Annotated in this window: 18 protein-coding genes; 11 read left to right on the plus strand and 7 right to left on the minus strand. The window is 65.9% G+C overall.

The window, feature by feature from the left end; genetic code table 11:
- Positions 1–85: 85 nt before the first annotated feature.
- Entirely contained in the window at positions 86–1,387 is a 1,302-nt protein-coding gene (locus ACYVD7_RS01985; protein ID WP_460758536.1) for a threonine/serine exporter family protein, read from the minus strand.
- Positions 1,388–1,594: 207 nt separating this feature from the next.
- Here ACYVD7_RS01985 and ACYVD7_RS01990 point away from each other — a divergent pair, with 207 nt between their 5' ends.
- The 4 genes from ACYVD7_RS01990 to ACYVD7_RS02005 are packed head-to-tail and all read left to right on the plus strand — an operon-like array spanning position 1,595 to position 5,150.
- Positions 1,595–2,704: an ABC transporter permease gene (locus ACYVD7_RS01990; RefSeq protein WP_460758538.1), complete on the plus strand. Its 1,110-nt coding sequence runs from the start codon at positions 1,595–1,597 to the stop codon at positions 2,702–2,704.
- A 10-nt stretch (positions 2,705–2,714) separates the two neighbouring features.
- Positions 2,715–3,506 (plus strand): ABC transporter ATP-binding protein, encoded by a 792-nt coding sequence (locus ACYVD7_RS01995; protein WP_460758540.1) that lies wholly within the window; start codon positions 2,715–2,717, stop codon positions 3,504–3,506.
- A 1-nt stretch (position 3,507) separates the two neighbouring features.
- Positions 3,508–4,434, plus strand: a complete 927-nt coding sequence (locus ACYVD7_RS02000) for an MlaD family protein (protein WP_460758542.1) — start codon at positions 3,508–3,510, stop codon at positions 4,432–4,434.
- 26 nt (positions 4,435–4,460) lie between these two features.
- Complete coding sequence (locus ACYVD7_RS02005; RefSeq protein WP_460758751.1) at positions 4,461–5,150, plus strand: ABC-type transport auxiliary lipoprotein family protein; 690 nt, start codon at positions 4,461–4,463, stop codon at positions 5,148–5,150.
- A gap of 183 nt (positions 5,151–5,333) precedes the next feature.
- Here the strand turns inward: ACYVD7_RS02005 and ACYVD7_RS02010 are convergent, their stop codons facing one another.
- Positions 5,334–5,924 (minus strand): alpha-ketoglutarate-dependent dioxygenase AlkB family protein, encoded by a 591-nt coding sequence (locus ACYVD7_RS02010; RefSeq protein WP_460758544.1) that lies wholly within the window; start codon positions 5,922–5,924, stop codon positions 5,334–5,336.
- A 115-nt stretch (positions 5,925–6,039) separates the two neighbouring features.
- Between ACYVD7_RS02010 and ACYVD7_RS02015 the strand changes: the two genes are divergently transcribed.
- The 4 genes from ACYVD7_RS02015 (at position 6,040) to ACYVD7_RS02030 (ending at position 11,101) form a co-directional block, all read left to right on the plus strand.
- Positions 6,040–7,698 carry an electron transfer flavoprotein-ubiquinone oxidoreductase gene (locus ACYVD7_RS02015; protein WP_460758546.1) on the plus strand — a complete coding sequence of 553 codons (1,659 nt, stop codon included), beginning with the start codon at positions 6,040–6,042 and terminating at the stop codon, positions 7,696–7,698.
- Positions 7,699–7,781: 83 nt separating this feature from the next.
- On the plus strand, positions 7,782–8,663 hold the full coding sequence (locus ACYVD7_RS02020; RefSeq protein WP_460758547.1) for a WcbI family polysaccharide biosynthesis putative acetyltransferase: 882 nt from the start codon (positions 7,782–7,784) through the stop codon (positions 8,661–8,663).
- Positions 8,660–9,718 (plus strand): GSCFA domain-containing protein, encoded by a 1,059-nt coding sequence (locus ACYVD7_RS02025; protein WP_460758548.1) that lies wholly within the window; start codon positions 8,660–8,662, stop codon positions 9,716–9,718. The genes ACYVD7_RS02020 and ACYVD7_RS02025 overlap by 4 nt, the downstream gene beginning before the upstream one ends.
- A 372-nt stretch (positions 9,719–10,090) precedes the next feature.
- A complete protein-coding gene (locus ACYVD7_RS02030) occupies positions 10,091–11,101 on the plus strand; it encodes a hypothetical protein (protein ID WP_460758550.1) in 1,011 nt (336 codons plus the stop codon).
- Between the two features lie 109 nt (positions 11,102–11,210).
- Here the strand turns inward: ACYVD7_RS02030 and cysN are convergent, their stop codons facing one another.
- The 5 genes from cysN to ACYVD7_RS02055 all read right to left on the minus strand — a co-directional run bounded on the left by cysN (position 11,211) and on the right by ACYVD7_RS02055 (position 17,110).
- Positions 11,211–13,112: a sulfate adenylyltransferase subunit CysN gene (gene cysN / locus ACYVD7_RS02035; RefSeq protein WP_460758551.1), complete on the minus strand. Its 1,902-nt coding sequence runs from the start codon at positions 13,110–13,112 to the stop codon at positions 11,211–11,213.
- Complete coding sequence (gene cysD, locus ACYVD7_RS02040; protein WP_460758552.1) at positions 13,112–14,023, minus strand: sulfate adenylyltransferase subunit CysD; 912 nt, start codon at positions 14,021–14,023, stop codon at positions 13,112–13,114. The genes cysN and cysD overlap by 1 nt, the downstream gene beginning before the upstream one ends.
- 155 nt (positions 14,024–14,178) lie before the next feature.
- Entirely contained in the window at positions 14,179–14,808 is a 630-nt protein-coding gene (locus tag ACYVD7_RS02045; RefSeq protein ID WP_460758554.1) for a CoA transferase subunit B, read from the minus strand.
- A gap of 18 nt (positions 14,809–14,826) precedes the next feature.
- Positions 14,827–15,576, minus strand: a complete 750-nt coding sequence (locus tag ACYVD7_RS02050; RefSeq protein WP_460758556.1) for a CoA transferase subunit A — start codon at positions 15,574–15,576, stop codon at positions 14,827–14,829.
- 121 nt (positions 15,577–15,697) lie between these two features.
- A complete protein-coding gene (locus tag ACYVD7_RS02055; RefSeq protein ID WP_460758558.1) occupies positions 15,698–17,110 on the minus strand; it encodes a mannose-1-phosphate guanylyltransferase/mannose-6-phosphate isomerase in 1,413 nt (470 codons plus the stop codon).
- 143 nt (positions 17,111–17,253) lie between these two features.
- Here ACYVD7_RS02055 and ACYVD7_RS02060 point away from each other — a divergent pair, with 143 nt between their 5' ends.
- The 3 genes from ACYVD7_RS02060 to ACYVD7_RS02070 all read left to right on the plus strand — a co-directional run bounded on the left by ACYVD7_RS02060 (position 17,254) and on the right by ACYVD7_RS02070 (position 19,838).
- On the plus strand, positions 17,254–18,084 hold the full coding sequence (locus ACYVD7_RS02060; RefSeq protein ID WP_460758559.1) for a D-hexose-6-phosphate mutarotase: 831 nt from the start codon (positions 17,254–17,256) through the stop codon (positions 18,082–18,084).
- A 69-nt stretch (positions 18,085–18,153) separates the two neighbouring features.
- Positions 18,154–18,900 (plus strand): electron transfer flavoprotein subunit beta/FixA family protein, encoded by a 747-nt coding sequence (locus tag ACYVD7_RS02065; RefSeq protein WP_460758561.1) that lies wholly within the window; start codon positions 18,154–18,156, stop codon positions 18,898–18,900.
- A complete protein-coding gene (locus ACYVD7_RS02070) occupies positions 18,900–19,838 on the plus strand; it encodes an electron transfer flavoprotein subunit alpha/FixB family protein (RefSeq protein WP_460758563.1) in 939 nt (312 codons plus the stop codon). The genes ACYVD7_RS02065 and ACYVD7_RS02070 overlap by 1 nt, the downstream gene beginning before the upstream one ends.
- Positions 19,839–19,875: the final 37 nt, after the last annotated feature.

Below are 19,875 nucleotides of genomic sequence, written 5' to 3' on the forward strand. Positions count from 1 at the left end.
CGTTTTCATTTGCGGACAGGCCCTGATCTCGTCCAACCGCCAGGCCTGCAAACCCCGTGCCCGCGACCCTGTCGGCCAGCCCGGGTCAGAGGTTCCGCCCCGCCGGCAACAACAGGTTGCCAAACAGCAACCCTGCCAGCAGCGCCAGCAGGATGTTCACCACCGCAAGCAGTGCGTCCTGCCCGGCGATCATGTCCTGCTGCTGGATCATGTTCATCAGTCCGCGCAGCGTGGTGCTGCCGGGCACCAGCATGATGATGCCGGGCACGCGGACGATGGCGCCCGGGCGATTCCACCACCGTGCATAGGCATTGCCCGCCGCGGTCATCACCAGCGCGGCCAGGAAGATGCCGGCCAGGCTGCCGAAGGCTTCGCCGGCAAAGCGTGAGATCAGGTAACCCGATGCCGCGGCCACCATCACCCGCAGGTAGTCGCGGCGGCTGGCGCGGAACAGCACGGCGAAGGCGAAAGCCGCGGCGACCAGCGCGATGCCTTCCACCCAGCCCGGTTGCGGCCGCAGCGCGCGCACCTGCGGTTGCAGACCGATCAGGTCGGCAACGTACAGCGCAATCGCCGTACCCACGGTGAGCTTGAGCACCGTCGTCAATGCACCGGCGAACCGCGCCGTGCCGGAAACCAGATGCTGGCTGGTGAGCTCGTTCACCGCGTTGGTCAACGCAAGGCCCGGCAGCAGCACGATCAGCGAGGCGATGATCACGGTGTTCTGGTTGAGCGGCGTGGCGATGGCGACCAGCACGGTGGTGGTCGCGGCGAAGGTCGCGGCGACGGCTTCCAGCGCCTCCTTCAACCGCGGACGCATCGCGCTCAGTTCCACCAGCGCGCCGATCAGCAGGCCGTTGACACCGGCCACGGCGATGTCGAGCCACGGCAGTCGCAGCAGGCCGGCGATGGCCAGCGCGGCGAGCCCGAATGCCAGCACCTGCATCCGCCGCGAGCGCGAACTGTGCGGACGATCGAGTGCGCCCATGGCGTCATGGGCCTGCTCCAGATCCAGCCGGCCCGCCATCACGTCCTCGGCGATGCGGTCGGTCTCGGCCAGGCGATGCAGATCATTCTCACCGGGCGGCAGACGCACGACCCGGGTGATATCGCTGCCCTCCGGCCGCTGCGGATCGCTGAAGGTCAGGACCATCCCGGTCGGGTTGGACATCGGCTCACAGGCCACGTGCAGGCGCCGCGACACCGCGGTGATCGCGCCCTCCAAGCGCTGCGCGGTGGTGCCGTAGCTGTGGAGGCGACTGGCCAGCTCGACCAGGAAATCGACGCGGTCAACGAAGCTGGCGTCGCGCGATCCGACAGGGGTTTCTGCGGGGCGCGCTTCAGCATTGCGCGATTCAACAGGACGTGGCTCGACAGGTGCTTGCATGCCGCAAGGATCGCATGGCCGGACGCTCCGCGTGGTGTCGCCAGCGTGGCATCGCCCAATGTGGACTAGCCAGCATGAAGCCCGCTCCGCCGGCCGTCAGGTCCCCGGCGTGTTTCGCGTATCCCCAATTGCCCGGCGCGTGGCCGCCATCAGCACGTGCGGACCCGCTGGACCAACCGCCCACCCGCGCCTGTATCCTCCACCGCAATGGCCCCCGCTTCCCGACCCGACCTCACCGCCGAAGGCAGTCCGACGCGCCTGCGCCTGAGCGGGCAATGGACGCTGGAACACGCCGGCGGCATCAGCGAGGCCCTGGGTCGCGCGCCACGCGAGTTCGACGGCATCGACGCAACCGGCGTGCAGCGGCTGGATTCGCTCGGCGTGCTGCAGCTGCTGCGCTTCGCGCGGCGGCGCGATTTCGACTTCGACCTGATCGATTTCCACGACGACCACCGCAACCTGGTGAGCGCGATCGAGGACGTCGCCGACGACCGGCCGAAAAAGAAAAAGGAATACGGCATCGCCGCGGCACTGGCCCGCCTCGGCTTCGCGGTGCACGACAACTTCAGCGAGATCCGCGCGCTCGTCAGCTTCTTCGGCGAGACGCTGATCAAGCTGGTGCGCACGGTGAAGGAGCCCAGCCGGTTCCGCCCGACCGCCACCGTGCACCACATGGAACAGGTCGGCCTGGACGCGGTGCCGCTGGTGGCGCTGCTGTGCTTCCTGGTGGGCGCAGTGGTGGCGTTCCTGGGCGCCAACATCCTGCGCGACTTCGGTGCGGTCATCTACGTGGTGGAACTGGTGAGCATCGCGTTCCTGCGCGAGTTCGGCGTGCTGCTGACGGCGATCATCCTCGCCGGCCGCACCGCCAGCGCGTTCACCGCGCAGATCGGCGCGATGAAGGCCCGCGAGGAAGTTGACGCGATCCGCACGCTTGGCATGGATCCGATCGACCTGCTGGTGATCCCGCGCGTGCTGGCGCTGCTGGTAATGCTGCCGCTGCTGACCTTCGTCGCGATGATCTTCGGCCTGCTCGGCGGCCTCACCGTCGGCGCCTACGGCCTGGACATCCCGCCGATGCAGTACCTCTCGCGCATGCACGAGACGATGCAGCTCAAGCATTTCGTCGTCGGCATGGTGAAGGCGCCGTTCTTCGCGCTGATCATTTCGCTGATCGGGTGCCTGGAAGGACTGCAGGTCGAAGGCACCGCGGAGTCCGTCGGCGAACGCACTACGTCCAGCGTCGTGCAGACGATCTCGCTGGTGATCATCCTGGACGCGATGGCGGCGATCTGGTTCATGAAGATGGGCTACTGACATGGCCGCCGTGCAGCCGCTCCCCCACGACGAACCCATCATCCGCATCCGCGGCGTGTCCAACCGCTTCGACGAACAGGTCGTGCACGACGGCCTGGACCTGGACGTGCGGCGTGGCGAGATCATCGGCGTGGTCGGCGGTTCGGGTACCGGCAAATCGGTACTGATGCGATCGATCCTCGGGCTGCGCCGGCCCGATGCGGGTGCGATCGAAGTCCTCGGCGTTGACGCGCGCAGTGAGGACCCCGCCGATCGCCGCGCCATCGAACGCAACACCGGCGTGCTGTTCCAGGACGGCGCGTTGTTTTCCTCGCTCACCGTCGGCGAGAACGTGCAGGTGCCACTGAAGGAGTACCACCGCGACCTGCCCGATTCGCTGCTGTACGAATTGGCGCTGCTGAAGGTGAAGCTGGCCGGCCTGCCCGCCGATGCGATCAACAAGCTGCCGTCGCAACTATCCGGCGGCATGCGCAAGCGCGCGGGACTCGCGCGCGCGCTTGCGCTGGATCCGCCGCTGCTGTTCCTCGACGAACCCACCGCCGGGCTCGATCCGATCGGCGCCGCCGCGTTCGATCGCCTGATCCGCACGCTGCAGCAGGCGTTGGGCCTCACCGTATTCCTGATCACGCACGACCTCGACACGCTTTACGCGATCTGCGACCGCATTGCCGTGCTGGCCGACCGCAAGGTCGTGGCCTGCGCGCCGATCGAGCAGATCGAGACGTTTGACCATCCATGGGTCCAGGAATATTTCCACGGCCCCCGTGCGCGCGCGGCGCAGAAAACCCGCGAAGGGAACTGACATGGAAACCAAGGCCAATTACGTCCTGATCGGCGCCTTCACCCTGGTGGTGACGCTGTTCCTGTTGCTGTTCGCACTGTGGGCGGCGAAGTATTCGTCCGAGAAAGACTGGAGCCACTACGCGGTGATCTTCGATGAGCCGGTCACCGGCCTCACCGAGGGCAGCCCGGTGCTCTACAACGGCATCTCGGTCGGCACGATCGAGTCGCTTCGCCTCGCTCCCGACGACCCGCGCCGCGTGCTCGCCAACATCCGCATCCAGGCGCGCACGCCGGTCAAGAGCGATACGCGCGCCAAGATCTCCACCCCCAGCCTGACCGCGCCGCCGATCATCCAGCTCACCGGCGGCAGCCCGGGTGCACCGAGCCTGTCGGACGTGGACAAGCGCGAAGTGCCGGTGATCAAGACCGAGGCCTCCGCGTTGCAGAACATCGCCGACACCGCGAACAAGCTGGTGAGCCGACTGGACGTGCTGCTGAGCGATGAAAACGTCAAGCGCATCTCCGATTCGCTGGCCAACATCGACGCCGCTACCAGCGCGATCGGCGGCCAACGCGACGACCTGCGCCTGATGATCGTCAACGCCCGCAAATCCAGCGAGCAGCTGGAGAAGACGCTGGTGACCACCGACAAGGCGGTACAGGGGCTGGATCGCGAACTCGTGCAGAAGCTACCCGCGCTGGTGAACAAGCTCGACGGCACGCTCGCGCAGCTCGACTCGGCCGCAGGCGGCGTCAACGGCCTGGTCAGCGACAACCGCGCGGCGATCAACAACTTCGCCAATGACGGACTGGGCCAGCTTGGACCGACGCTGGGCGAACTGCGCGCATTGGTGCGCGACCTGCGCCACATCAGCGACCGCCTCGAAGGTGGGCCCGCGCAATACCTGCTGGGTCGCGACGCGCCCAAGGAGTTCGAGCCGAAATGAGCCGCCAGGACATCGACACGATGCACATGCGTACGAAGGGAGTTGCCGCAGTGGAATCGACCATCGCCGTGGGTTTTTCGCGCATTCGCCGGATCGCACCGCTCGGTGCCGTGTTGTGCCTGGCGATGCTGGGCGGGTGCGCTTCGCTGCTCGGTGGTGGCAACGATTCGCCGGTGACCGTCTATGCGCCCGTCGCCCGGGCGCCGGTTGCGTCCGAATGGCCGACCGTGCGCTGGCAACTGGCGCTTGGTCGTGCGCAAGGCGCGCGCACTGTCGACAGCCTGCGCATCAACGTGCGCCCGACGCCGAACGAGCTGCAGGTCTACAAGGGCGCACAGTGGTCCAAGCCGCCAGGCGAGATGCTCGAGGACACGCTGCTGCGCACGCTGGAGGATTCGGGCCACATCACCGCAGTCGCGCGCCAGGGCAGCGGCATCGGCTCGGACTACCGGTTGCTGATGGACGTGCGCCGCTTCGAATCCGACTACGCCGGCGGCGCCGTGCCTGCAGCCACGATCGAGGTGTCGGTCAAGCTGCTGCACGTGAAGAGCCAGCAGCTGGCGGGTTCGCGCACGTTCCTGCGCACGCGCGGCGCGGCGTCGACTGCGGTGCCTGATGTGGTCGAAGCCTTCAACCTGGTGCTGACCGACATGACGGGCGACCTGGCAGGGTGGACGCTGGCAACCGGTGAGCAGTACGAACACGCGCGGCGTTGATGGGCGTGTCGTTGACGGGATGCTGATCGCCATCGCGTCCCGCCTGTCTTCCTGATCGGAACGCGGCGTACCCGGCCAGGGGTTGTTGCTTGCCACTTGCCGTCGTCCCGAAGGCCGCAAGGGGCCTGCTTTTTCAGATGCGCAACAGCTGGCCCCTCGCTGCGCCCGGGATGACGATGTCGCTCACTGCCCCCGGATCCGCCGGAACGTCAGGTTGATCCGCTCGCCCACCGGGCGGGCCGTTCGCGGTAACGCATGCCGGTAGTTGGCCTGCGTCGCACCGCGCATCAGCAGCAGGCTACCCGGCGGCAGTTCGATCTCGAGTCGCCGCGCCAGCTCCGTGCGATGGCGCAGCAGGAAGCGCCGCGTAGCCCCCAGGCTGATCGAGGCGATCACCGGCGCCGGCCCCAGTTCGGGCTCGTTGTCGCTGTGCCAGCCCATGCTGTCCCGGCCGTCGCGATAGCGATTGGCCAGCACGCTGTTGAAGTCGATCCCCAGCTCCCCGCGCAATCTTTCGCGCAGAACCGCCAGCGCGTCCGGCCACGGGTGGGGCTCGAACAGCGTGCCCGAGTACCGGTAGCGGGCGTCGGCATCGCCGATCCAGCAGCTCAGGCGCGGCGAATCCACCTCCCGGCCGAACATCCGGATGCGGTGGATCTCCCACGCGATGCCCGCCCGGAGCGCCGCGAACAGCGCCTGCGCCTGCGCGCCGTCCAGCCAATGCGGGTCGAATGCCAGGTCGGCCCCTTCCAGCGGCAGCGCGCGCAATGTCATGCGGCGACGCTAGCACCCGCCCATGGCGCACGGCCATTTGCTCCGCCCGCCCCAAGCCGCGAAAATCGCGGGATTGCCCCACCCGTCCACGCCACGCAGCACCGCGGAGCCCCCGATGACCGACGCACCCCAGACCCATGAGCCGATCGAGCGCGATGTCATGGAGTACGACGTCGTCACCGTCGGCGCCGGTCCCTCGGGACTCGCCTTCGCGATCCGGCTCAAGCAGCTCAACCCGGAGATCTCGGTCTGCGTGATCGAGAAGGCGTCCACGATCGGCGCACACATCCTGTCCGGCGCGGTGATCGAGACCGGTCCGCTGGACGCGCTGCTGCCCAACTGGCGCGACAACCCGCCGCCGATCTGCGTGCCGGCGACCGAGGACGAATTCTGGCTGCTGTCGAAGACCGGCGGCCGCAAGCTGCCGGTACCGCCGGGCATGCACAACCACGGCAACGTGATCGTCAGTCTCGGCGCGATGTGCGCATGGCTGGCGCCGCAGGCCGAAGCACTGGGCGTGGAGATCTACCCCGGCTTCGCCGCCGCCGAGACCCTGCATGACGCGGACGGCAAGGTCACCGGTGTGCGCATCGGCGACATGGGCATCGCGAAGGACGGTTCGCACAAGCCGGGCTTCACGGCCGGCATCGATATTCGCGCCAAGGTCACCGTGCTGGCCGAAGGCGCGCGCGGCCACCTGACCAAGCGCCTGATCCAGCAGTTCAAGCTCGACGCCGACAGCGATCCGCAGGGCTATTCGATCGGCATCAAGGAACTGTGGCAGGTGCCGGAGGACCGCGTGCAGCCTGGCAAGATCGTGCACAGCTTCGGCTGGCCGGCAGACAGCAAAACGTACGGCGGCAGCTTCCTGTACCACCTGGACAAGGGCCGCATCGCGCTGGGCTACGTCAGTGGCCTCGATTACCACGATCCCGAATACAAGCCGTGGGAGGCCTTCCAACAGTGGAAGAACCACCCGATGGTGAAGCCGCTGCTCGACGGCGGCAACATCGTGTCCGCCGGCGCGCGCGCGATCGTCACCGGCGGCTGGCAATCGCTGCCGAAGGTGGAAATGCCCGGCGCCCTGCTGATCGGCGACACCGCCGGCCTGCTCAACGTGCCCAAGATCAAGGGCACGCACCAGGCGATCCGCTCGGGCATGCTCGCGGCCGAACATCTGGTCGCCTCACAGCTGGCGCCGGAGGGTTTCGACGCCAAGCTGCGCGCATCCGACGCGATGACGGAACTGAAGAAAGTCCGCAACATCAAGCCCGGCTTCAAGCGTGGCTTGTGGTTCGGCATGCTGAATGCGGCGTGGGAGACCATTACCGGCGGCCGCTCGCCGTGGACGCTGAAGAACAAGGCGGACTGGTCGTCGCTGGACAAGGTCGGCACCCACGAACAGCCCAAGCGCGCGGCTGTTGAACACAATTACCTCGACCGCACCCTCGCCCCGCGCGATCGCCTCGCCGGCGTGTACTACGCCGCAACCGAGCACGACGAAGACCAGCCGGTGCACCTGAAGGTCGCCGACACTTCGATCTGCATCACCCGTTGCGCGCAGGAGTACGACAATCCGTGCACGCGGTTCTGCCCGGCCGGCGTGTACGAGATCGTCGAGGAAGCACGCACGGATGGCGGCATCGACAAGCGCCTGCAGATCAATGCCGCCAACTGCGTGCACTGCAAGACCTGCGACATCAAGGATCCGTACCAGATCATCAACTGGGTCACGCCGGAAGGCGGCGCCGGGCCGAATTACCAGAACCTCTGATAGGTTGACCTCGATGGTGGCCATGGCACCGCCACTTGCAGGACCCATGCACCACGCCACAGTCGACCACCGCAAGGACTTCCGTGCATCACCAACAACACACGCAACAAGCGACACGCGTCGAGTCGTGGCTCCTCGTCTTCAATTGCCAGGTTTTCGGCTTGGCGAATTCGCTGAACCTGCTGAGCGACGAAATTCTCGTCGAATACTACGACCCGAGCAGCTTCAGGGAGACGTCCGGCGAGATCCTCTCCCGTTGGAGCAGCTTTGACCGGGTCCTGGTTGCACCCCAACTGGCGTCGCTCTTGCCCGACGAACTTCCGGACAGGGACAAGATCTGGACGATCCCGGTGATCGACTTCAACGCGTACCACCCCGACATCCTCTACCTGAGGCAGGGAAGCAGCACGTTCAAGGGGCCGATGGGCGACTACCATTCGGCCATCGCATACGCTTCCTTCCGCCGCGGCCTGTCCATAAGCGATACCGCAGCCCTGTTCAACGAAAATACCTACGAACAGTTGGGCTACTTCCAGTACTGGGATTACGAACGCATGCGCCTGCTGAAGAAATTCAAGCAGGCAGGCCTGGATCTCCAGTCCCAGTTCGTGAACTGGAGCCGCGACGGCGCCTTCATGTATTCCATGAACCACGTCGATGTGCGCTGCCTGCACGACGTGGCCAAGGAGATCCTTCGCGTGGCGGGCAAGCGTGCGATCTATTCCGATGTCCTGCCGCACGACAACCTGCTGAACGGCCCGGTGTATCCGATCTATCCTGAAATCGGCCAGCGCCTTGGAGTCACCGGGAGCTACCACTTCAAGCTTGGCGGCCAGTACCGGTTCATCCAGCTTGGCGAATTCCTTGCGAAGTGTTTCGACCTCTACTCCCGCAACCCCGACCTGGTGCCAGTGCCGTTTTCGCGGTTCGAACGGGCGATGGACCACATAGGAAATTCCCCATGAACAATCCCTACAAGCACTTGAACGACCACCAGTTCTGGCGCCGGGCCGTCGCGGGGGTGGAACGGTTCCGCTTCGACCCGGTGGTCCAGACGCGTTTCCGGATCGGTGCTTCCCAGTCGGTCGCCACGGCGGGCAGCTGCTTCGCGCAACACATCTCCAACCGGCTGTCGCGCATCGGCTTCAACTACCTGGTCACCGAGCGTGGCGACCACCTCGACGCGAGTTCTCGCAAGGAATTGAACTACGGGGTTTTCTCCGCCCGCTACGGCAACATCTATACGTCGCGCCAGTTACTGCAGCTGCTACAGGAATGCCAGGGCGAGCGCGCACCCGCCGAAGGCGCCTGGCTGCGGGACGACGGCCGCTACGTGGATGCACTACGCCCCCAGATCACTCCCGCCGGGTATGCCTCCGAGGAGGAGGTGAAGGCCGCGCGCGCCGAACACCTGGCAGCGGTGAGGGAAATGTTCGCGACCTGCGACATCTTCGTCTTCACGCTGGGCCTGACCGAAGCCTGGCGAAGCCGGATCGACGGAACCGTGTATCCGCTCGCCCCCGGGGTGGCCGGTGGAAGTTTCGACCCGGAACGACACGAATTCATCAACCTCGACGTCAATGACGTGCTTCAGGACATGCGGCAGTTCATGGCGGGGTTCAAGAAGATCAATCCGCGTTCGCGGATGATCCTGACGGTCTCGCCGGTTCCCCTGATCGCCACCTACGAGGACAGGCACGTACTGGTAGCCACCACCTACAGCAAATCGGTGTTGCGCGTTGTCGCGGAAACGCTGTACCGGAACAACCCGGCGTGGGTGGAGTACTTCCCTTCCTACGAGATCATCACGGGCAACTACAACAACTCCGCCTACTACGAAGCCGACTATCGCGGCATCAACTCGATTGGCGTAGACCATGCGATGCGCTGCTTCCTCGAGCACTACACCAACCAGGGGCAGAAGCCTGCCCTGGCTCCAAAAGCCACTGCCGTGGTCGCGCCTGCGCCCGATGCCGAAGTGGTGTGCGATGAAGAAGCCATCGACCAGGTGAAGGTATAGGCGCCAAGGGCACCCTCCGCGAATCCCGGACGCGAACACGCGACCCCGGCACTAATCAAGGGCTCGCAACTTCGCTAGCAGGGCCTGGATCAGCGCGCTGGCCTGACTGGTTGTCTTCCGGGGCCACATCGACCTGCCGGCACCTTCGCTGGTGCCGGGGGAAACCCCCATTGACCAGGGACCCACGAAGCCTAGGATGGACCTGCCCCGATCGGAGGCGGGCATACCCGTTTGGGGCAAACCGAAATACTGCTGTCTCTTTCGCAGGAAGCGAGTGGTCTCTGCACGGAGGCATTCCTGTTATTGATACCTCCTGTTGTGCCGTGACTGCCACGCAACCCGCATCATGTTTCTCAATATTGGGGAATTGACATGACTAGCTGGATTGCAAGACTGGCACTGATTTCGATCCTCGTCGTGGGCCTTTCGCTTGTCGCGAAGGCCGCTCCTCCCGGACACACCACAACCGGCCTGGCGCCGGAGGCGATGCGCTCGGAACTCGTCTACGACATCGTCAAGCGATGGGCCCTGGAAGGTGCCAAGCGCAAGGACGTTTCTCCCAGGGCATGGGCCACGCTCATGACGCCCCTCCTGCAACGAGCGAGCATCGCCAACCTGGAGAGAGCAGCCAGCGCGGTCACCTTCGGGAGCATGAATGCTGCCCTGCTGGGCAACAACGCAATGCCCAACAAGCTCCTGGGGGACGTCGACGCGGACCTGGTGTTCACGCCGGTCACGACATGCAGGCTCGTCGATACGCGCATCGTTGGAGGCCCGATCGCAAAGGGTGGCATCCGCTCATTCGTCGCGTTTACGCCCACTGACTTCCAGTCCCAGGGCGGTGCGGCCAGTAACTGCGGACTGCCAGCCGACGTAGCGGCCGTGACAGTCAAGATCACTACTGCGCTTCCGCCTACCTATGGTTACTTGACCGCGTATCCCTCCAACGAGGGCAGGCCGCTCGCGTCTTCACTGAACTACTTCGGCGACGCCCACACATCGAATGAGGCGGTCCTCCGCCTGTGCCGTCCGGGTTGCGCGAAGCAGTTCACGCTCTACACCACGCAGATGTCCGATGTGGTCGTCGACGTCGATGGGTATTTCCGCGAACCGGCCGCCACCCCGCTCGACTGCACCGTCGCCACGCAGACCGGAAACCTGGACCTGCTCGCCGGATTGCAGACGCGTTCGGTGAGTTGCCCCGCTGGCTACACCGCCACCGGCGGTGGCTGCGGTGGGCCGCTCGGGATCGGTGTATCGAACTCCCAGCCCCTGGTTGTCGGTGGCAAGCCAACGGGCTGGACGTGTGACCTGGTGGGATCCCTGCTGAGCGTCATCAGCTACCAGGTCAACGCTACCTGCTGTCGGACCCCGGGGCACTAATGCGCAGGCAAGAATCCACTGTGCGTTGGCGTTGGCGGTAACTGAAACGAAAGAACCCGGGCCAAGGCCCGGGTTCTTTCTGCTTCGATCTACAGGCGACCCGGCCGACTCACGCCAGCAGTTTCTTCACGACACGCTCCGCCAATGCGTCCGCCGTTTCGGCGACCGTGTCGAGCACGATTTCCGCCTGCTCGGGCGCTTCGTACGCCGAATCGATGCCGGTGAAGTTGGGAATCTGGCCCGCGCGCGCCTTCGCATAGAGGCCCTTCACGTCGCGGCGCTCCGCCACTTCGAGCGGCGTATCGACAAACACCTCCACGAACTCGCCCGGCTCAAACAATTCGCGCGCCATCCGCCGTTCGGCACGGAACGGCGAGATGAAGCTCACCAGCACGATCAGACCAGCATCGACCATCAGCCTGGCGACCTCGGCGACGCGACGGATGTTCTCCACGCGATCCTCGTCGGTGAAGCCCAGGTCCTTGTTCAGGCCGTGGCGCACGTTGTCGCCGTCGAGGATGTAGCAGTGGTGCCCCATCGCGTGCAGGCGCTTCTCCACCATGTTCGCCACCGTCGACTTGCCCGACCCGGACAGGCCGGTGAACCAAGCGCAGCGCGGCACCTGCGCCTTGCTGCGCGCGCGGGCGGCCTTGTCGACGTCGACGTGCTGCCAGTGGATGTTGCCCGCACGACGCAACGCGAAGTCGATCGTGCCCGCCCCCACGGTGGCGTTGCTCTGCCGGTCGATGAGGATGAACCCGCCCAGTTCGCGGTTGTCCGCGTAGGCCTCGAACGGGATCGCATGGTCGAGGTAGAGGTTGCAGTAGCCGACCTCGTTGAGCTCCAGGTGCTTGGCGGCCAACTGGTCCTGGTTGTTGACGTCGACCTTGTGCTTGATCTCGGTCACGTTGGCGCTGACTGTGTGCGCGCCGATCTTCAGCCAGTACGGCCGGCCCGGCAGCAGCGGCTGTTCGCCCATCCACAGCACGTGCGCGGCGAACTGGTCGGCCACCTGCGGCGGCTGCTGCGCCGAAGCGATCACGTCGCCGCGACTGATGTCGAGCTCATCCGCGAGCGTGACGGTGACCGCTTGCCCGGCCACCGCGACTGCGACATCGCCGCTCGCGCCGATCACGCGCGCGATCGTCGAACGTCGTCCCGACGGCAGCGCGACGATCTCGTCGCCCGGCTTCACGTTGCCCGCAGCGAGCGTGCCCGAAAAACCACGGAAATCCGCATTGGGGCGGTTGACCCACTGCACCGGCAGGCGCAACCCGAGGTCGCGGCCGTGCTGGCCGATGTCGACCGTTTCCAGATGTTCCAGCACGGTCGGGCCGCTGTACCACGGCGTGCGCGTGGATCGCTCGAGCAGGTTGTCGCCATTCAACGCGGACAACGGAATCGCGGTGACGTTGGCGATGCCAAGCTGCGCGGCCAGGTCGCGATAGGCGGCAACGATGGCGTCGAACACGGACTGGTCGTAGTCCACCAGGTCGAGTTTGTTCACCGCCAACAACACGTGGCGGATGCCCAGCAACGAAATGATGTAGCTGTGGCGGCGCGTCTGCGTCAGCAGGCCCTTGCGCGCGTCCACCAGCACCACCGCAACGTCCGCGGTGGACGCACCGGTGGCCATGTTGCGCGTGTATTGCTCGTGGCCGGGGCAATCGGCAACGATGAACTTGCGCTTGTCGGTGCTGAAGAAGCGGTAGGCGACGTCGATGGTGATGCCCTGCTCGCGCTCGGCCGAGAGGCCATCGAGGAGCAATGCGTAGTCGATGTTGTCGCCTTGCGTGCCGTGGCGGCGGCTGTCCTTGTCCAGCGCAGCCAGCTGGTCCTCGAACAGGCCCTTGCTTTCGTACAGCAGCCGGCCGATCAGCGTGCTCTTGCCGTCATCGACGCTGCCGCAGGTGATGAAGCGCAGCAGGCCCTTGGTCTCGTGCTGGTGCAGGTAGGCGGCAACGGCGGCGGCGGCATCGCTCTTGTCGGCGTGCTGGTTTGCGGCATCCATCAGAAATAGCCCTCCTGCTTCTTCTTCTCCATCGACGCCGAAGGGTCGTGATCGATCACCCGGCCCTGGCGTTCCGACGAAGTGGCGACAAGCATCTCCGCGATGATCTTCTCCAGCGTGTCGGCATCCGACTCGATCGCGCCGGTCAGCGGATAGCAGCCAAGCGTGCGGAAGCGCACCTGCTTCGTCATCGGCATTTCGCCTTCGCGCAACGGCAGGCGATCGTCATCCACCATGATCAGTGCGCCGTCGCGCTCGACGACCTGGCGCTCGGCCGCGAAGTACAGCGACGGCACCGGTATCTTCTCGCGGTAGATGTACAACCAGACGTCGAGCTCGGTCCAGTTGGAGATCGGGAACACGCGCACCGACTCGCCCTTGCGGATGCGGGTGTTGTAGAGGTTCCACAACTCCGGGCGCTGGTTCTTCGGATCCCAGCGGTGCTGTTCGCTGCGGAAGGAAAAGATGCGCTCCTTGGCGCGCGACTTTTCCTCGTCGCGTCGCGCGCCGCCGATGGCAGCGTCGAATCCGTACTGGTCCAGGGCCTGCTTCAGCCCTTGGGTCTTCATGACGTCGGTGTGCACAGTCGCGCCGTGGCTGATCGGGCCAATGCCCTGCGCCAGGCCTTCAGGATTGATGTGCACGCGCAGGTCGACGCCGGTCTGGGCCGCACGCAGATCGCGGAAGGCGATCATCTCGCGGAACTTCCAGCCGGTATCCACATGCAGCAACGGAATCGGCGGCCGGCCCGGCGCGAACGCCTTGCCCAGCAGGTGCAACAGCACCGAGCTGTCCTTACCGACCGAATACATCATCACCGGGTTGCGGAACTCGGCCGCGACCTCACGCAGGATGTGGATGCTCTCCGCTTCGAGGCGGTCGAGGTGCGAAAGCCGCGTGCTGTCGATCATTACCGGGGGATGTCTTCTTGCGGCCGGTGATTATAGGGCAAGGCCTGCCGGCAGCCATGGCGCCGGCCGGAATCGACATGACCCCCGCGCATGAGGATATCGCCAGTCATCCGTGGGGTCTTGCGGCGCGCATATCCGGTCGCCGCAGGCCCCGGTCAGGCGGCGAACGCCACGCCTGTCCGCTCGCGCAGCTCGGTCTCGGTCACGTCCGGGGCCATTTCCACCAGTTTCAGCCCCTGCGGCGTCACGTCCATCACTGCCAGTTCGGTGATGATGCGGTTGACTACGCCGACGCCGGTCAGCGGCAACGTGCACTCGGCGAGGATCTTGTGCTCGCCGTTCTTCGCCGAATGCTCCATCAGCACCACCACGCGCTTCACGCCGGCGACCAGATCCATCGCCCCACCCATGCCCTTGACCATCTTGCCCGGCACCATCCAGTTGGCGAGGTCGCCCTTGTCGGTCACCTGCATCGCACCGAGGATCGCCAGGTCGATGTGGCCGCCACGGATCATCGCGAAGGAATCGTGGCTGCCGAAATAACTCGCGCCGTCACGCGCGGTAACGGTCTGCTTGCCGGCATTGATGAGGTCGGCGTCGACCTCGGCTTCGGTCGGGAACGGACCGATGCCGAGCAGGCCGTTTTCGCTCTGCAGCCACACGTCCATTCCGTCCGGAATGAAGTTGGCGACAAGCGTCGGCAGACCGATGCCGAGGTTGACGTAGGCGCCGTCGGTGAGTTCCTGCGCGGCGCGTTGCGCCATCTGGTCGCGGGTCCAGGCCATGAGCTTTTTCCTTGAGAATTACGCGGCGCGCACGGTGCGCTGTTCGATGCGCTTTTCCGGCGCCGGGTTGTGGACGATGCGGTCCACGTAGATGCCAGGCAGGTGCACGTGATCGGGATCGATGGCGCCGACTTCGACGACCTCTTCAACCTCCGCCACGCACACTTTGCCGGCCATCGCACAGGCCGGATTGAAATTGCGCGCGGTCTTGCGGAACACGAGGTTACCCGCCTTGTCGGCCTTCCACGCCTTCACCAACGCCACGTCGGCCTTGAGCGCGGTTTCCATCACGTACCAGTGGCCGTCGTCGAACTGGCGCGTTTCCTTGCCGTCCGCGACGATGGTGCCGTAGCCGGTGCGCGTGTAGAACGCCGGGATGCCCGCACCGCCGGCGCGCAGGCGCTCGGCGAGCGTGCCCTGCGGATTGAATTCAAGTTCGAGTTCGCCGGACAGGTACTGGCGTTCGAATTCCTTGTTCTCGCCGACGTACGACGAAATCATCTTCCGGATCTGCCGCGTCGACAGCAGCAGGCCGAGGCCGAAGCCATCGACACCGGCATTGTTGGAAATCGCGGTCAGGCCCTTCACGCCCGAATCGCGGAGCGCTTCGATCAGCGCCTCGGGAATGCCGCACAGGCCGAAGCCACCCACGGCCAGTGTCTGCCCATCGGCCACGAGGCCCTTGAGCGCCTCGTTGGCGCTTGGGAATACTTTGTTGGACGCCGCCTTGTTGGAAGCAGTGGCGGCGCCAGCAGTGGCCTCGGCCATGGGGGAACTCCGGGTTCGGGACGGCGAAGTTTACCGCGACCGACCTTGGCGACACACCGTACTTCCGGGCATGGTCGCCACTCGAACCGCCGCGACAGTCACCCGTTGATGCGCGGACAGCTCAGGAACGGCCATACACGTCCTCCAGCCTGACGATGTCGTCCTCACCCAGGTAGCCGCCCGACTGCACTTCGATCAACTCCACCGGCGCGTCGCTGCGATTGCGCAGGCGATGCACGCTACCCAGCGGGATGTAGGTGCTTTCGTTCTCGCGCAGTTCGAACACCTTGTCATCGCAGGTGACCTCCGCGACGCCCGACACGACGATCCAGTGTTCCGCGCGCCGGTGGTGCTTCTGCAGGCTCAGTGCCGCGCCCGGCTTCACCACGATGCGCTTGACCTGGAAGCGCTCGCCCATGTCGACCGAGTCGTAGTTGCCCCAGGGGCGGTAGACCTTGCGATGGAACAGGTGCTCCTGGCGTCCATCGGCCTTCAGGCGGTCAACCACCAGCTTCACGTCCTGCACGCGGTCCTTCCGTGCGACGAGCGTGGCATCGGGCGTGTCGATGATGACCAGGTCCTCGACGCCGATCGTGGCGATCATGCGTCGGTCGGACGCACGCACCAGGCTGCCCTTGGTGTCCACCGAGATCACGTCGCCTTCGTGGCGGTTGCCGTCGTCATCGCGGTCGGCCACCGACCACAACGACGACCACGAGCCGATGTCGCTCCATCCGCAACTGACCGGCACCATGGCGGCGCGATCAGTCTTTTCCATCACGGCGTAGTCGATGGAATCGCTGGGGCTGGCCGCGAAGGCTTCGGCATCGACGCGGATGAAATCCAGGTCCGCCTTCGCGTGCGCGTAGGCGCTGCGTGCGGCACTGGCGATGCCTGGCGCGTGGCGCTCGAGTTCCTGCAGGTAGCGTCCGGCCTGGAACAGGAACATGCCCGAGTTCCAGGCGTAGGTGCCCTCGTCCACATAACGCTGCGCGACTTCGAGGTCGGGCTTTTCGACGAAACGCTCGACGCGGAACCCGGCCGCGTCCAGCGCCTCGCCGCGCAGGATGTAGCCGTAGCCGGTCTCGGCGTAGTCGGGGGTGATGCCGAACGTAACCAGCCATTCGCGCTGGGCCAGCTGGAAAGCGTGGATCACGGCGTCGCGGAAGGCGGCTTCGTTCTCGATCAGGTGGTCGGCCGGCATCACCAGCATCGTCGCGTCCGGGTCGGACGCGGTGACATGCAGCGCCGCCAGCGCGATCGCGGGCGCGGTGTTGCGCGCCATCGGTTCCAGCAGGATGCCGCCGTTGCCGACACTGATCTCCTGCAGCTGTTCACCGACCATGAAACGGTGGTCGTCGCTGCACACGGTCACCGGCAACTGCGCGTCGGGCAGGCGGCTCGCGCGGAGCACGGTTTCCTGGAACAGGGAACGATCGCCGATCAGTGACAGGAACTGCTTGGGCTGGTTCTGCCGGGAAAGCGGCCACAGCCGCGTGCCGCTGCCGCCACTGAGAATGATCGGATGAAGCATTTCGACTCCGCGCTAGGATTGCGGAGAAAAGGGTACCGGATCGGGCCGTTGCCCGCCTGCCCGACGCGCCAGGCCACAGGATTCGCCACGTCCGCATGAGCATGCAAACCCCTTCCGAACACGCATCCGAGCACGCGAACGACATGGCGCATCTGCAGCTTGGCGATGATGCCGCCACTGTCTGCCCGCACGGCGCGCAAGTGCTGTCCTGGCGGTGCGCCGGGCGGGATCGCCTCTATCTGAGCCCGCGGGCCACTTTCGCCGCGGGCCAGGCCATTCGCGGCGGCGTACCGGTGATCTTCCCGCAGTTTGCCGCCCATGGTCCTGGCCTGCGCCATGGATTCGCCCGGCTGCGCGAATGGGAGCGGCAACCCGGCCACGACACAGGCCACGTCCGCTTCCTGCTGCGCGAAGACCCCGACAGCCTGCGCGCCTGGCCCCATCCATTCGAGGCCGCGCTGACCGTGACGCTGCAAGATCGCCGCCTGCGCATGGCGTTGCGGATCACCAACACCGGCAACACTGGATTCACATTCACGGCCGCCCTGCATACATACCTGCGGACGGCGGCGAATCCGAGCCTGCGCGGCCTGGAAGGCAGGACATACGCCGATTCGACCGCGGGTGGCGCGACAGCCCGCCAGGACGAGGCGCCATTGCGGTTCACGCGCGAAATCGACCGGATCTATCCGGACGTGTTCTCCCCGGATGTACACCCGCTCCTGCTCGAAGACGACGCAAACCTGCCCCTGCGCATCGAACAACGGGGTTTCCGCGACGTCGTGGTGTGGAATCCGGGCGCGGACCTCGCCGCCCGGCTCGCCGACCTGGGAGCTGGCGAACACGCCAATTTCGTGTGCGTCGAGGCCGCCTGCGTCGCCCACCCCTTGCAGCTGCCCGCCGGCGCCAGCTGGGAAGGAAGCCAGGTCCTGACCGCCCTGGACACGGCAACGCGGGGCGCCCTGCTCGGCTAGAATTGCGGGTTCACGGCCCGCGTCGGCCGCGTTTCCCCAACGTGTCACCCCCACAGGAACTCCCGCACGATGAAGATCCTCGTCGGCTACAAGCGCGTGGTGGACTTCAATGTCCGCATCCAGGTCAAGCCGGATGGTTCCGGCGTGGTCACCGATGGCGTCAAGCTGTCGGCCAATCCCTTCGACGAAATCGCGCTGGAAGAGGCCCTGCGCCTGCGCGACAAGGGCATCGCGACGGAAGTCGTGGTCGCCACGATCGCCCCCGCCGACGCCCAGGCGCACCTGCGCAACGGCCTGGCCATGGGCGCCAACCGCGCGATCCACGTGGTCAGCGACCAGCCCATCCAGCCGCTGACCGCGGCCCGTACCCTGCTCAAGCTGATCGAGAAGGAACAGCCGGACCTGGTCATCCTGGGCAAGCAGGCGATCGACGACGACGCCAACCAGACCGGCCAGATGCTGGCCACGCTGTGGGGCCGTCCGCAGGCGACCTTCGCTTCCAAGCTTGACGTCGCGGACGGCAAGGCCACGGTCATCCGCGAAGTCGACGCCGGCCTGGAAACGCTGGAAGTGGACCTGCCTGCCGTCGTCACCACCGACCTGCGCCTGAACGAGCCGCGCTTCATCAAGCTGCCGGACATCATGAAGGCCAAGAGCAAGCCGATGGAGACGATCAACTTCGCCGATCTCGGCGTCGATGCCGGCGACACGCTCAAGACCACGCACTACGCCGCGCCGGCCAAGCGCAGCAAGGGCGTGATGGTGAAGGACGCGGCCGAACTGGTTGCCGCACTCAAGGCCAAGGGGTTGCTGTAATGAGCAAGGTTCTTATCGTCGCCGAACACCTGGACGGCAAGCTCAATGCGGCTACCGCCAAGTGCGTATCCGCCGCGCAGGCGCTGAAGCCCGATTCCATCGACGTTGTCGTGCTCGCCACCGATCCGGCCGACGTGGCCGCGCAGGCCGCACGGATCGCCGGCGTGTCGAAGGTGCTGACCGTCGCCAACGCCGCCAACGCCAACGCGATCGCGCAGGTGCTGGCACCGCAGGTCGCACAGGTCGCGAAGGGCTACACGCACGTGTTCGGACCGTCCACGACCTTCGGCAAGGACCTGATGCCGTGCGTCGCCGCGCTGCTGGGCGTCGCGCAGGTGTCCGACGTGATGGCGGTGGAAGCCAGCCACACGTTCAAGCGTCCGATCTACGCCGGCAACGCCATCATCACGGTGGAAGCGCCGACCGATCACGCCGTCGTCGCCACCGTGCGCACCGCGTCGTGGCCGGAAGCCGCGGGCGGTGGCAATGCCGCGATCGAGGCGGTCAGTGTCGAAGCCGCCCTGCCCTCGCACACGCGTTTCGTCGCGCTGGCTGCCGGCAAGTCCGATCGCCCTGACCTGCAAAGCGCGAAGCGCGTCGTCTCCGGCGGCCGCGGCGTAGGCTCGGCCGAGAACTTCAAGATCATCTTCGCCCTCGCCGACAAGCTCGGTGCCGGCGTGGGCGCCTCGCGCGCAGCGGTCGATGCGGGCTACGTCCCCAACGAGATGCAGGTCGGACAGACCGGCAAGATCATCGCGCCGGAGCTGTACATCGCGGTCGGCATCAGCGGCGCGATCCAGCACCTCACCGGCATCAAGGACGCCGGCACGATCGTCGCGATCAACAAGGACGGCGATGCGCCGATCTTCGAGATCGCCGATATCGGGCTGGTCGGCGATCTGTTCTCGCTGCTGCCGGAGCTGCAGGCGGCGCTGTAAATTGCATTGGCCTGAAAGCAAAGACGGCGCGGGATCA

This window comes from Lysobacter fragariae, from assembly GCF_054779775.1.

Coding starts and splice junctions, on each gene's coding strand:
- ACYVD7_RS01985 (WP_460758536.1), bottom strand. CDS start 1,387: ATGCAAGCACCTGTCGAGCCACGTCCTGTTGAATCGCGCAATGCTGAA.
- ACYVD7_RS01990 (WP_460758538.1), top strand. CDS start 1,595: ATGGCCCCCGCTTCCCGACCCGACCTCACCGCCGAAGGCAGTCCGACG.
- ACYVD7_RS02000 (WP_460758542.1), top strand. CDS start 3,508: ATGGAAACCAAGGCCAATTACGTCCTGATCGGCGCCTTCACCCTGGTG.
- ACYVD7_RS02005 (WP_460758751.1), top strand. CDS start 4,461: ATGCGTACGAAGGGAGTTGCCGCAGTGGAATCGACCATCGCCGTGGGT.
- ACYVD7_RS02010 (WP_460758544.1), bottom strand. CDS start 5,924: ATGACATTGCGCGCGCTGCCGCTGGAAGGGGCCGACCTGGCATTCGAC.
- ACYVD7_RS02015 (WP_460758546.1), top strand. CDS start 6,040: ATGACCGACGCACCCCAGACCCATGAGCCGATCGAGCGCGATGTCATG.
- ACYVD7_RS02025 (WP_460758548.1), top strand. CDS start 8,660: ATGAACAATCCCTACAAGCACTTGAACGACCACCAGTTCTGGCGCCGG.
- ACYVD7_RS02030 (WP_460758550.1), top strand. CDS start 10,091: ATGACTAGCTGGATTGCAAGACTGGCACTGATTTCGATCCTCGTCGTG.
- cysN (WP_460758551.1), bottom strand. CDS start 13,112: ATGGATGCCGCAAACCAGCACGCCGACAAGAGCGATGCCGCCGCCGCC.
- cysD (WP_460758552.1), bottom strand. CDS start 14,023: ATGATCGACAGCACGCGGCTTTCGCACCTCGACCGCCTCGAAGCGGAG.
- ACYVD7_RS02045 (WP_460758554.1), bottom strand. CDS start 14,808: ATGGCCTGGACCCGCGACCAGATGGCGCAACGCGCCGCGCAGGAACTC.
- ACYVD7_RS02050 (WP_460758556.1), bottom strand. CDS start 15,576: ATGGCCGAGGCCACTGCTGGCGCCGCCACTGCTTCCAACAAGGCGGCG.
- ACYVD7_RS02055 (WP_460758558.1), bottom strand. CDS start 17,110: ATGCTTCATCCGATCATTCTCAGTGGCGGCAGCGGCACGCGGCTGTGG.
- ACYVD7_RS02060 (WP_460758559.1), top strand. CDS start 17,254: ATGGCGCATCTGCAGCTTGGCGATGATGCCGCCACTGTCTGCCCGCAC.
- ACYVD7_RS02065 (WP_460758561.1), top strand. CDS start 18,154: ATGAAGATCCTCGTCGGCTACAAGCGCGTGGTGGACTTCAATGTCCGC.
- ACYVD7_RS02070 (WP_460758563.1), top strand. CDS start 18,900: ATGAGCAAGGTTCTTATCGTCGCCGAACACCTGGACGGCAAGCTCAAT.